The organism is Binatus sp. (SeqCode), assembly GCF_036522015.1.
Taxonomy (GTDB): domain Bacteria; phylum Desulfobacterota; class Binatia; order Binatales; family Binataceae; genus Binatus.
The window spans coordinates 1-12,292 of sequence record NZ_DATDGQ010000259.1; the positions used below are offsets into that span (position 1 = coordinate 1).

Genomic DNA, 12,292 nt, shown 5'->3' on the forward strand with positions numbered 1-12,292 from the left:
GAGGGCAAGCTTGCGTATCGCGGCTATCCGATCGAGGAAATCGTCGCACACGCCTCGTTCGAGGAAGTCTGCCTCCTGCTGTGGAGTGGCGAGCGCCCCGTCGCCGAGGAAATCGCAGCGCTCCGTGCCGAGATTCACGGCGCGCAGATGCCGGCCTCCGTCGCCGAGGCTCTCGCCGCCGTCGGTGACGACGCACCCCCGTTGCTGCGGCTCGCGGCCGTCATGCCCAGTCTCGCCGCGTGGGATCGCCGTCAGCCACCGCGTACGCGCATCGATCGCGCCAAGCTCATCATCAGCCAGCTTCCGCTCGCACTCGCGCAGCCTCCGGCTCCGGGGTCGCCCGGCGGCCCCGGAATGGCCGGACGTCTGCTCGGATGGGTCCCGGGTTCCACTGCCAGCGAGTGGGAAGTTGACGCAATCGATCGCGTGCTGATCGCGTGCGCCGACCACGAGCTGAACGCCTCGACCTTCGCCGCCCGCGTCATCGCGAGCACCGGCGCCGACCTGTTCGCCTCCGTGCTCTCGGCGCTGTGTTCGCTGAGCGGTCCGATTCACGGCGGCGCGTGCGATCGAATCGAAGCGATGTTCGCCGAACTCGAGTCCGGCGCGCGGGTCGACGAATGCCTGGCAGCATTCACCCGCGAGCATCGCTTGCCGCCGGGTTTCGGTCACGCCATTTATCCCGAGGGCGATCCGCGCGCCGCGCTGCTGCGGAAGGTCGCGCAGACGATCGCCAAACACCGCGGCCGCCGTCTCTTCGAGACTGCGTTCAAACTCGAAGGCGCCGTATCCAAACGCGAGCGCCTGCGCCCCAATCTCGACTTCTACCTCACGGTGTGTGTCCGGATGCTCGGATTTCCGCGCTCGATGCCCGCCGCAATTTTCGCAATCGGCCGCGCGTCGGGATGGATCGCGCACGCGCTCGAGCAATACGCCGACAACCGGCTGATCCGCCCGCGCATGCGCTATCGCGGCGCTTCGCTCCGCCACTGGGACTAGCGTTCCAGCTTTAGCAAAATTGGTAGTGTCTCAACTCAATATCACAGCATCGTATGCGATCGATTCAGATGTAGGTTTCGAAAGGGCGTTGGGCAAAATTGTAAGGCACTCCGGCCGGAGGTCGCGAGAACCAAATCAATGATGAAAGGCATTCTATGGGACAACGATGGAGTGCTGATCGATACGGAAGCTTTGTACTTCCAGGCGACGCGCGATGTGCTGGGAAGCGCAGGGGTTGAACTAAGTCGCGAACGGTACGTGGAGTGGTCTTTGCGCCAGGGGCGAAGCTCCTTCGATCTCGTGCGGGAGCAAGGCTGCACTCCCGCGCAGATCGAGGAGCTTCGTTTTCAGCGCAATCAAGCGTATTCACGGATGCTCGCAAACGGACCAGGTATGATGGATGGAATTGTGGAGGTGCTCACCTTGTTGCGCCCGAAATTCCGAATGGCGATAGTTACCACTTCACGGCGCGAGCACTTTGAGCTGATGCATCAGCGTTCGAATCTGTCTCAATTCTTCGAGTTCGCGCTAACGCGAGAGGACTATGGGCGTTCGAAGCCTCACCCGGAACCCTACCTCACCGCGCTGGAGCGGTTACAGCTAAGCGCAAAGGAGTGCATTGCAATCGAAGACTCTCAGCGCGGGCTGGCGGCAGCGAACGCGGCCGGACTGCGTTGTATTGTGATTCCGAATAGCATGACTATCGGGAGCGCCTTTGGCGACGCCGCGATGGTTATCTCTGATGCCGCAGCGCTGCCGGGCGCGCTTTTTCGTTTTGCAAGTACTCCCTCTTCCTGAGGACAGCTATGGAATTACTGACGGAAAGCCGCTCGAGCAATACGCCGACAACCGGCTCATCCGCCCGCGCATGCGCTATCGCGGCGCTTCGCTCCGCCACTGGGACTAGCGTTCCGGCTTCCGCAAAAGGTAGTGATTCAGTTTGAGAAGCGAGCCAGAAAGACAAAGCGTAGTGAAACTCCGTCACGCAGCCGCGCTTGCGCTTGTGGGCTGGTTTCTCGTCACACCGCATACTTTACCGAACTCGACTGAACCAAATCTGTCTTTGCCGCTATCACAATGGGCGCGGAGGGGACCTTTACCGTCGAAAAGCGATTGCGAAGATAGACGTTCGGCGGCGTTGCGGCAGAACGATGATCCGGCGCAACGTGAAGAGATGAAGAAGCAGTTGCCGAGAGTGCGTGCGGAAATACAGCGAGAGTGGCCAAACCAGAAAATGCCTCCCGACAGTTACTTCGACAAAGACTACTGGGATGATTTACGGCGCATGTTGAAACTCTCGCAATGCATTGCCAGCGACGATCCGCGCCTCAAGGGAAAGTAGGCAGCTCTTGCGCTGAAATTTCAAATTGAGACGCCACCCAAATAACTCGCGCAAATTTTCTTTGACCCGGACTGCCGCACCGTCGTATTGAAGATACTCGGAGGTTCTCAAATCAAAGCGATCGCAAAGACTCGTCCCGCTCCCGGCGCCGAAGTGATCGACGCCCCCGTGCCAGCACCCAGCGACTCGGCGCTACTGGTTCGCGTCGGCGCGTGCGGAGTATGCGGCTCCGACCTGCATATCGTCGATTGGGAACTCGGCGCCGAGCGGATGGTCGCGCGCCTCCCCGTGATTCTCGGCCACGAACCCGCCGGCGAAGTCGTCGAGATCGGCGCGCGTGTCACCAATTTCAAAGTAGGCGATCGCGTTGCGCTCGATCCGTTCGGTCATTGCGGGCGATGCGGTCCGTGCCGCGCCGGCCGCTTCCATCTTTGCGCCGCGCCCACCACGCTCTCCGGCGCATTCGCTGAATATACGATCGCGCCGGTCGAAAACGCGCATCTGGTTCCCTCGACGATGAACATGGAGCAGGCCGCGCTGCTCGAGCCGTTCGGCACCGGCCTCCACGCCGTCGAACAGTCGTGTCTCAAGGCGGGAGACAGCGCCGTCGTCGAAGGCCCCGGACCCATCGGCCTCAGCATCGCGCTCGCCGCGCGCGCTCTCGGCGTTACATCGATAGTAATGACGGGGCTCGCGGTGGACGCGGATCGGTTGGCGTTGGCGCGCACGATGGGGTTCAAAACAGTCTCGGCCGGCGATCGCGACTGGATCGAGCAGGCGCGCGCGATGCTTCCTTCCGACGGCGCCGACGTCGTGTTCGACGCGGCCGGCGCGATCGACTCGCCGCGCGAGTTGCTGCGCCGCGGCGGCCAGTTGGTTGAAGTCGGATGGCCCGCGCGCGACCTCAAAGCCGCCGAGTTGCGTTCGCTGTTCTTCCACGGGGTGACGATCATCAACTCCCGCATCCGCACGCCGGAAACGTGGCGTCGCGCGATCGCGATGGTCTCGAGCGGCGCGGTGGACTTACGTCCGATGGTCACACATCGCTATTCTATCCCGCACGGGCTCGAAGCCTTCGATCTGCTCCGGGAGCGCCGCGGAGTAAAAGCACTGATTATTCCCGGCGATTAGCTATTAGCCGATCGAGTAGTATTTGGAGAATTACCATGAAAGACGGATTCAAAATCGCTGATGTAGATACTCACTTGATGGAACCCGACTACGTATTCGAACGCTACATCGACGAGCGCTACAAATCCGCCGCGCCGAAAATGGGTATCGCGCCCGAGTCCGGGCGCCGCACGTTCCTGGTCGAAGGCGAACCCTTCACCCGCGAAAAAGGCAAATACCCGATGGCGGCGCCCGGCTTCCTCGACGCCGTACGCAAGGCGATGAAGCGTTTCGAGCGCGCAGCCAAGCTCGGATTCAGTCCCGAGAGCCGCATCATGGACATGGACGAGCAGGGCGTCGATGTTCAGATTGTCTATCCGACCGCCGCCGGCCAGATGCTTGGCCGCGAGTTTCGTGATCCGCATCTGCTGGCAGCATGCTGCCGCGCCTACAACGATTGGAGCGCCGACTACTGCTCAAAGACCAACAACCGCGTGAAGTGGGCCGCGATTTTACCCATGCAGGACGTGGGCGAATCGATCAAAGAAGCGAATCGTGCAGCCCAAAACGGCGCGATCAGCTTTTACGTGCGCCCCAACCCGGTCCGTGGCAGGGCTATTTTCCACGAGGACTACCTGCCGCTGTGGGCCGAAGTGGAAAAACTCGGACGCCCGATTTCCACTCACGATTCCGGCTCGGCGTCGGTCGAGTCGTTCGGCGATCGGATGGACACCCACGTCACCGGCCACATCCTGTCTCATCCGTTCGAGGCGATGGCTGCGATGGCGGGTCTCATCTGGTACGGCGTCATCGAAAAATACCCCAAGCTGCGCGTCGTCCAGGTCGAGGCCGACGGCGGATGGGTTCCTTACTGGCTACAGCGGATGGAGCAGCATTGGGATTTCAGCGGCAACTCGGAACACGAGTATTTGAGAAAACGCCCGACTGAGTATTTCAAAAGCAACTTCTTCGTAGCTTTCCGTGGCGACGAACCAACTATGAAGGCCGCACTTGATATCGTGGGCGACAACAACTTCCTGTGGGACACTGACTATCCACATCCGGACGGAACCTTCCCTTGGGGAATCGACGCACTACTGAAACAATCGATCCCGCATTCGAGCAAGAAGAAGATCCTCTGGGACAATGCTACGAAGGCCTTCAACTTCAACTGAGTAATGGAGCGAGTAATCAAAAGCGCGATGGCCCCCCGCGAGTAACGGTGTATATTCCGAAGTAGCCGTCAGCCGGCGAGCTTTGCGCGCAGAATTTCGTTGATCACTTTCGGGTTGCCCTTTCCGCCCATCGCCTTCATTACAGCGCCGACGAAGAATCCGAATAGTTTGTCGCGGCCTGCGCGATACTCGGCGACCTTCTCGGGTTCGGCTGCGAGCACCTTGTCGCAGGCTGCCGCGATTGCGCTTTCGTCAGATACTTGTGCGAGGCCTAGCTCTGCGATTGTGGCTTCGGCACCCTTGCCCGATTTTACCATCGCGGCGAATGCGGTCTTGGCGGCGTTGAGACTTATCTTTTGCGCTTCGACCATCTGCAGCAGCGCGCCTACTTCGTTCGCTGGCGGGACTGCTTCGACGAACAGCTGATCGGAGTCGCGCGCTACTCGAAGAACTTCGGTCATTACCCAATTCGCAGCGCTCTTGCGGTTCTTGAGTCCGGGCAGCGTCGCTTCGAAATAGTCGGCGACGTCGCGGTCGGCGATAAGAACGCCTGCCTCGTATTCTGTCAGGCCTTCGCGCACGTAGCGCGCCTTCCGGTCGGCAGGCAGCTCGGGCATCGATGCACGTACCTTCTCCACCATTTCCGCAGGCACAACTAGCGGCGGCAGGTCGGGCTCGGGGAAGTAGCGATAGTCATTCGCATACTCTTTCGAGCGCATCGGGCGTGTTTCCTTGCGCGCGGGATCCCACAGGTGGGTTTCCTGGGCGACTTTGCCGCCTGATTCGACAATAGCTATTTGACGATCGACCTCATACTCAATTGCGTCTTCGACGAAGCGGAAGGAGTTCAGGTTTTTTATCTCAGTGCGCACGCCGTATTCTTTCGCGCCGCGTTTGCGCACGGACACGTTGCAATCGCATCGGAAGCTGCCTTCTTCCATCTTGCCGTCGGACGCATCGACGTACCGAAGGATTGCGCGCAGTTGGCGCAGGTACGCGCCTGCGTCCTCTGCGGAGCGGAGATCCGGCTCGCTGACTATTTCGATCAGCGGCACGCCGGAGCGGTTGAAATCGACCAGGCTGTAGCTCTCATGATGGATATTCTTGCCGGCGTCTTCCTCGATGTGGATTCGAGTGAGACCGATTCGGCGCGTGTCGCCATTCTCAGTCGGCGGCAAATCGATATAGCCACCTTTGCAGATTGGAGTTTCGTACTGACTAATCTGATAGCCCTTGGGGAGGTCGGGATAGAAATAACTTTTGCGATCGAAAATAGAGTAGGGCGCTATAGTACTATGCGCCGCCAGCCCGGTTCGAATAGCCAGTTCGACCACGCGGCGATTGAGGACAGGAAGAACGCCGGGCATCCCCATGCAGATTGGACACACGTTTTCGTTCGGACCCGCTCCGAACGTCGTCGAGCATCCGCAGAACAGTTTCGAGCGGGTGAGAAGATGGGTATGGACTTCCAGTCCAATAACAGCCTCGTATGCGTCGCGATTTGTCGTCATGACAGGCTTAGACCACTGGCGTCCGCGGTTTGAATGATCCCGTGCGCTCGAAGGCGTCGCCGGCGCGCAGGATTGTTTCCTCGGCGAATGGCGGCGCGATCAGTTGCATCCCAATCGGCAGGTTCTTCGAGTCGTGCCCGCAGGGCATCGACATGCCGGGCAGGCCGGCCAGGTTGACCGAGATAGTGAAGATGTCCGACAGGTACATGGTGAGCGGATCGTTCATTTTCTCGCCGAGCTTGAATGCGGTGGTCGGCACAACCGGTGCGACGATCAGATCGCATTTCTCGAACGCGCGCTCGAAGTCATTGCGAATCAGCGTGCGGACTTTTTGCGCTTTCAGATAGTAGGCGTCGTAGTAGCCCGCGGAGAGCGCGAACGTGCCGAGCATGATTCGGCGCTTGACCTCCGCGCCGAAGCCCTTCGCGCGCGTGGTTTCGTTCAGCGCGATATTGTTTTCGGCGTTGACGCGCAGCCCGTAGCGGATACCGTCGTAGCGCGCGAGATTGGCGCTCGCCTCCGCGGTCGCGAGCAAGTAGTAGGCGGCGATCGCGTAGCCGGTATGCGGCAGCGTGATCTCGACCGTCGAGGCGCCGAGCGACTCGTAGTTTTTGAGCGCGGCGCGCACTGCTTTTTCGACCTCCGGTTGCATCCCCTCGACGAAATATTCGCGCGGCACGCCGATTCGGAGTCCTTTGACGTCGCCGGTGAGAGCGCTCTCGTAGTCAGGCACCGGACGCGCCGAGCAGGTCGAATCGCGCGGGTCTCTGCCGGCGAGCGTGCGCAGGATGATCGCAGCGTCGCGCACCGATTTCGTAAATGGGCCGACCTGATCGAGCGACGACGCGAACGCGATGACGCCGTAGCGGCTTACGCGGCTGTAGGTCGGCTTGATACCGACGACGCCGCAGAAGGAAGCAGGCTCGCGAATCGAGCCGCCAGTGTCGGTGCCGAGCGCGCCGAGGCATTCGTGGGCCGCGACGGCAGCGGCCGATCCGCCGGACGACCCGCCGGCGACGCGCTCCGTGTCGTGCGGATTCGTCGTCGCGCCGAACGCGGAGTTTTCTGTGGACGAGCCCATCGCGAATTCGTCCATGTTGGTCTTGCCGACGAAAATTGCGCCGTCGGTGCGCAGACGCTCGATCACAGTCGCGTCGAACGGCGGCACGAACGTCTCGAGGATTCGCGACGCGCAAGTCGTGCGGACGCCTTTGGTCGCGTAGATGTCCTTGATGCCGAGTGGAATTCCACAGAGCGCGGGGGCCTTGCCCGCATCGAGGCGAGCATCGGCTGCGTGCGCCTTCTCGAGCGCTTCCTTCTCGCACACGGTGAGGAAGGCGTGCAGTTTCGGTTCGGCGGCGGCGATGCGCTCGAGGCAATCGCGGGTCAGTTGCGTGGCGGTGATTTCGCGCGCGCGGAGCTTCGCCGACGCCTCGGCGATGGTGAGTTTGTTCAGTTCGGACGGCATGCTCGGTTAGATCTTGGCGTAACCTCTCCCCTGGCCCCTCTCCCTTTTGGAAAGGGGAAGCAGAATCTTGAATCGCGCGCAAAAACACGCGCGCTGTATAAGGACCCTCACCTTGATCCTCTCCCTGACAGGGAGAGGGGAAGAGCAGCGAGCCCGGTTGTGCGAAGTTTTCATACTGGAGAAAAAGTTCTACTCGATTATTTTCGGCACTTTGAAGTAACCACGCTCGCGCGACGGCGCATTCGCCAGCATCGCGTCCGCAGCGGGCTGGTTGGTTACTTCGTCGTCGCGCATGGGCGTGCCGGCCTCGCCGACCTGCGTCGTTGGCGCGATGTTTTTGGTGTCGAGTTCGTTCAATTTGTCCACGTAGGCAAGCATTTCGTCCATGTCGGCGCGCAGGCGATCTTCGTCTTGCGGCGACAGTTCCAGCCGCGCGAGAAGCGCGACGTGGCGGACCTGTTCGAGGGTTATTTTTGATTCAGGCATGGTGGTGTAGCAGGAATCGTAACATTCTGGGCGATCCATGTCAGGGGAGGGAAAGGGGGAAGGGTAGATCACTTTATTTAATGTGAAACCCGCGGTGGGTTTCACGCTTCCTTCGGCAGGGGTGACCCCTGCACCCAGTACTAAGAAAAGATGCGGGACTTCGTCCCTGTTAGAACTTGTTAATTGGGGAGGGGGCGCAATTTTTCATTGTGTCATTCTGAGCGAAAGCTGCTGTAGCGAAGAATCTCGGCGGACGCTCTTGCGGCCGGCGTCAGCGGGCACCTTAAGCGCTGCGCGCGAGATCCTTCGCTGCGCTCAGGATGACACAAAAAAGTGAAGCGACAGGCGCGGCGCGGATGCGAGCAACCTAACCCCTAACCCCTTCCCATAGTGGGAAGGAGAACCGGATTAGGAGACGAGGTAGCTACGCCAAGATGGCAACCAGCTTGCGGCCGCTGCGGCGGGCTTCTAGCCTCGCGGGGATGGGGGCTCGTTGGATAAGATGATGCCGCGCGAAGCGATTGGCAGAGCATTCGCCTGGCTGGCGGAGTTTCGAGTGCGGCTTCCGCTGGGGCGGCGGGGGGAGCGGGCGGCTGAGAAGTATTTGCGGCGTAACGGGTATCGGATCGTTGCGCGGAATTTTCGGGCGGCGGGGGCGGAGATCGATCTGGTCGCGATGGATGGCGACATCCTGGTGTTTGTCGAGGTGAAGACGCGGCGCAGTCACGATGCGGGAGCGCCAGAAGAGGCCGTCGATGAGCGCAAGCAGAAACAGATACGGCGCGCGGCGGAAATTTTTGCGACGCGGTATCGAGAGCACGAAATCGAGATGCGCTTCGATATAGTCGCGATTGACGCTTCCGGAGAGCGGCTGGAGATTGAACTGTTGAGGAATGCGTTCTGAATGCTGGATATCAAGCTGATTCGTGAACGGCCCGAGTTTGTGAAGGGCGAGCTCGCCAAGCGGGGAATCGAGGCGGCGGAAGTCGATCGGCTGCTCGAGGCGGATCTGAAGCGGCGGAAGTTGCAGGCCGAGGTCGATCAGCTGCGCGCGAATCGCAAGCGGCGGGCGCGGGAAGTCGGCAAGCTGCCACCTGACGAGCGCGCGGCCGAGATCGCGAAGATTCGCGCCGAGGAAGCGGACGAAGAGAAGCTGGCCAAGGGTGAGGCGATCGATGCCAGCAACCCGCTGCTGGTTCTCGGCACGCAACTCGGCGTCGCTGAGGAGCAGGTCGAGGAGTTGGCGCTCACTCTACCGAATATTCCACGGTCATACGTTGTCGTTGGCGCGAGCGAGGCCGATAACCGCGTTATCAAGACCGAGGGGACGCCGATCGAGTTCACTGCGTTCAAGCCCCTGCCGCATTGGGAGCTGGGCGAGAATCTTGGGATCATTGATTTCGATCGCGGGGTGAAACTATCGGGGACCCGGTTCTACGTGTTGAGCGGCGCTGGCGCGCGGCTGCAGCGGGCGCTGATTACGTGGATGCTCGACGTCAAGCGGGAGCAGGGCTATCTGGAAATAATTCCGCCGCTGATGGTCAGTCGCGAGACCGCCACCAGCACAGGGCATCTGCCGAAAAATGCGGACACGATGTACCACGACGCCGAGGATGATTTCTGGTTTATCCCGACGGCCGAGGTTCCTCTGACGAGTCTCCATCGCGACGAGACGCTCGACGAGAGTAGCCTGCCGATCTGCATGACGGCGTACACTCCCTGCTTTCGGCGCGAGAAGATGTCGGCCGGGCGCGACGTGCGCGGTATCAAGCGGGGGCATCAGTTCGATAAGGTCGAGATGGTCAGGCTGGTGCGTCCGGAAACGTCAGACGACGAATTTCATAAGATGGTGAACGACGCGGCGGAGATTTGCCGGGGCTTGCAGATTCCGTATCGGGTAGTCGAGTTGTGCACGGCGGATCTGAGTTTCGCGAGCGCAGTCACTTATGATCTCGAGATGTGGGCGCCGGGATGCGGCGAGTGGCTCGAGGTCAGCTCGATTTCGAATTGCACCGATTTCCAGGCGCGTCGGGCGAAGATTCGGTTCAAGAGCAAGGGCGGAAAGCCGGAGCTGGTGCATACTCTGAATGGGTCTGGGCTGGCGCTGCCGCGGACGATGATCGCGGTGCTTGAGAATTATCAGAATGAGGACGGTAGCGTTACCGTTCCGGAGGTTTTGCGGCCTTATATGGGCGGGGTGGAGCGGATATCTAATCTTAAGTGAAACCCTCCGCGGGTTTCACGCTTCCGCGGCAGGGGTGACCCCTGCACCCGGTGAGAATCGCAAAATGGCGAGGACGCCATTTTGCTCTCAGGTTCTTTCTTTGTGTCATTCTGAGCGAAAGCTGCTGTAGCGAAGAATCTCGACGGGCGCTCTTGCGACCGGCGTCTGCGCGCACCCTGACGCGCTGCGCGCGAGATCCTTCGCTGCGCTCAGGATGACACAAAACAGTGAAGCGGCTGGCATTGCGATTGATGCGAACAACCTAACCCCTAACCCCTTTTTTCGGGCCCGCGCGGGAAGGGGTACCCGATTGAAAAAACGGAGCCGCGCGCAGGGCCGCCTGCGCCACTGCGTCAACGCAGGGCCGGCCGCGCCACCAAATCACTGAATTGTAGTGGCGCGGGCCGCCGTGCCCGCGGCCTTCCTCGGATGAGCACGCTCTGCACCCTAGTCAATAGGGGATTTTCGCTGAAAATTCGCGGATTCACTGCGATTTTCTGAGTACGTAACATTCCCGCAACAATTGGTGCGTATGATTGTTCGCGACGGTCTGTGCTGGCCGTGACGTGAGTGCACTAAGAAATTCTGCAGGAAGAGATCGTTTGTCCGAATTAGAAGGTTCGATGGCCGACAGTATTCCGACGGTGCGGCGCCAGCGCACGATGGCGCCCGTGCATGTGCGTCTGTTCGGCGATCGGATTTTCAATACGGCGACATTTATTCTCGCGCTGGCGATTCTCGCATTGCTGGCCGGGCTTGCGATTGCGCTGATTGCGACCAGCTTCCCCGCGATTCGCGCGTTCGGGTTGCATTTTTTCATCAGCACCGATTGGGACCCCGTCAATGACCATTACGGTGCGCTGCCGTTTATCTATGGGACTTTCGTTTCGTCGTTTATCGCGCTGGCGGTCGCCGTGCCGCTGAGCCTCGGCGTCGCGCTATGCCTGAGCGAGATGGCGCCCGACTGGCTTAGCCATCGGCTGGGCTTCCTGGTTGATCTGCTGGCCGCGATCCCGAGCGTCGTGTACGGCCTGTGGGCGGTGTTCGTGATGGGTCCGTGGATTCGCGATTACGTCGAGCCGCCGCTGGCCCATTGGTTCGGCTGGCTGCCGTTTTTTCAGGGGCCCAAAGTAGCGGTCGGGATGCTGTCGGCGGGCGTGATTCTCGCGATCATGATCATCCCGTACATTTCGTCGGTCTGCACCGACGTGTTTCGCGTTGTGCCGCACACGCAGCGCGAAGCCGCGCTCGCGCTTGGCGCGACCAAGTGGGAGATGGTCAAGACGGCGGTGATTCCGTACGGCATGACGGGCGTGATCGGCGCGATCATCCTCGGGCTGGGGCGCGCGCTCGGCGAGACTATCGCGGTCGCGATGGTAATCGGCAACTCGGCCCAAATTTCCGCCTCGATGTTCAAGCCGGCGGCGACGCTGGCCAGCGTGATCGCCAATGAATTCGCCGAGGCTACATCCGATTTGTATGTAGCCGCATTGATCGAGCTGGGGCTGGTGCTGCTGATTCTCGGAATCGTGCTGAACGTAGTGGCGCGCGCGCTGGTGCTTGGCGTGCAGCGGCGGCGCTACCAGGAGGCGGGCAAGTAATGGCGGCGGGAGTGCTCAGCGGTCTGCATGGCGAGACCAGTTATCGCTATCGCAAGTTCAAGAGCGACGCGATGATGGCGGTGACGGTCGGGGCGACGATCGTGACGCTGATCCCGCTGTTCTTGGTGCTGGGCTACTTGCTGAGCAAAGGTGTTGCGAGTTTGAACTGGGCGTTCTTTACGCATATGCCCGCGCCGGTCGGCGAAAAGGGCGGCGGCATGGCCAACGCGATCGTCGGAACACTTGAGGTGGTGGGTATCGCGTGCCTGATTGGAGTGCCGATTGGAGTCGGCGCGGGACTCTATCTCGCGGCAAATCGTGCGAGCCGGTTTACGAATTGGGTGCGATTCTCCGCCGATGTGCTGATGGGTGTGCC

The 12,292-nt window shown here is 60.7% G+C and carries 11 protein-coding genes and 1 pseudogene; 9 read left to right on the forward strand and 3 right to left on the reverse strand.

The genetic code is table 11. The features are described 5' to 3' along the window. From VIW95_RS11170 to VIW95_RS11190, 5 genes are all read left to right on the forward strand, one after another. Positions 1–999, forward strand: a 999-nt coding sequence (locus tag VIW95_RS11170; RefSeq protein ID WP_331586429.1) for a citrate/2-methylcitrate synthase, incomplete at its 5' end; no start/stop codon positions are given. Between the two features lie 138 nt (positions 1,000–1,137). Beyond that, complete coding sequence (locus VIW95_RS11175; RefSeq protein ID WP_331586431.1) at positions 1,138–1,797, forward strand: HAD family phosphatase; 660 nt, start codon at positions 1,138–1,140, stop codon at positions 1,795–1,797. Positions 1,798–1,969: 172 nt separating this feature from the next. Further along, entirely contained in the window at positions 1,970–2,341 is a 372-nt protein-coding gene (locus VIW95_RS11180; RefSeq protein ID WP_331586433.1) for a hypothetical protein, read from the forward strand. 87 nt (positions 2,342–2,428) lie between these two features. Further along, on the forward strand, positions 2,429–3,472 hold the full coding sequence (locus VIW95_RS11185) for a zinc-dependent alcohol dehydrogenase (RefSeq protein ID WP_331586435.1): 1,044 nt from the start codon (positions 2,429–2,431) through the stop codon (positions 3,470–3,472). 35 nt (positions 3,473–3,507) lie between these two features. After that, positions 3,508–4,626 (forward strand): amidohydrolase family protein, encoded by a 1,119-nt coding sequence (locus VIW95_RS11190; RefSeq protein ID WP_331586437.1) that lies wholly within the window; start codon positions 3,508–3,510, stop codon positions 4,624–4,626. Between the two features lie 68 nt (positions 4,627–4,694). On the opposite strand, the gene gatB is transcribed toward VIW95_RS11190, so the two are convergent. From gatB to gatC, 3 genes are all read right to left on the reverse strand, one after another. Beyond that, a complete protein-coding gene (gene gatB / locus VIW95_RS11195) occupies positions 4,695–6,137 on the reverse strand; it encodes an Asp-tRNA(Asn)/Glu-tRNA(Gln) amidotransferase subunit GatB (protein ID WP_331586439.1) in 1,443 nt (480 codons plus the stop codon). A 7-nt stretch (positions 6,138–6,144) separates the two neighbouring features. Then, positions 6,145–7,605, reverse strand: a complete 1,461-nt coding sequence (gene gatA, locus VIW95_RS11200) for an Asp-tRNA(Asn)/Glu-tRNA(Gln) amidotransferase subunit GatA (protein WP_331586441.1) — start codon at positions 7,603–7,605, stop codon at positions 6,145–6,147. 189 nt (positions 7,606–7,794) lie between these two features. Further along, positions 7,795–8,091: an Asp-tRNA(Asn)/Glu-tRNA(Gln) amidotransferase subunit GatC gene (gene gatC / locus VIW95_RS11205; RefSeq protein ID WP_331586443.1), complete on the reverse strand. Its 297-nt coding sequence runs from the start codon at positions 8,089–8,091 to the stop codon at positions 7,795–7,797. A 502-nt stretch (positions 8,092–8,593) separates the two neighbouring features. On the opposite strand from gatC, the gene VIW95_RS11210 reads away from it, so the two are divergent. The 4 genes and pseudogenes from VIW95_RS11210 to VIW95_RS11225 all read left to right on the forward strand — a co-directional run. Next, on the forward strand, positions 8,594–8,995 hold the full coding sequence (locus VIW95_RS11210) for a YraN family protein (RefSeq protein WP_331586451.1): 402 nt from the start codon (positions 8,594–8,596) through the stop codon (positions 8,993–8,995). Further along, the gene (gene serS / locus VIW95_RS11215) at positions 8,996–10,315 is read left to right on the forward strand and encodes a serine--tRNA ligase (RefSeq protein WP_331586445.1); all 1,320 of its coding nucleotides are present in this window, start codon (positions 8,996–8,998) and stop codon (positions 10,313–10,315) included. 623 nt (positions 10,316–10,938) lie between these two features. Continuing rightward, positions 10,939–11,916, forward strand: coding sequence for a phosphate ABC transporter permease subunit PstC (gene pstC / locus VIW95_RS11220; protein WP_331586447.1), 978 nt, complete (start codon positions 10,939–10,941; stop codon positions 11,914–11,916). Further along, a pseudogene (locus VIW95_RS11225) lies at positions 11,916–12,292 on the forward strand (phosphate ABC transporter permease PtsA); the annotation flags it as partial. The gene pstC and the pseudogene VIW95_RS11225, both read left to right, overlap by 1 nt.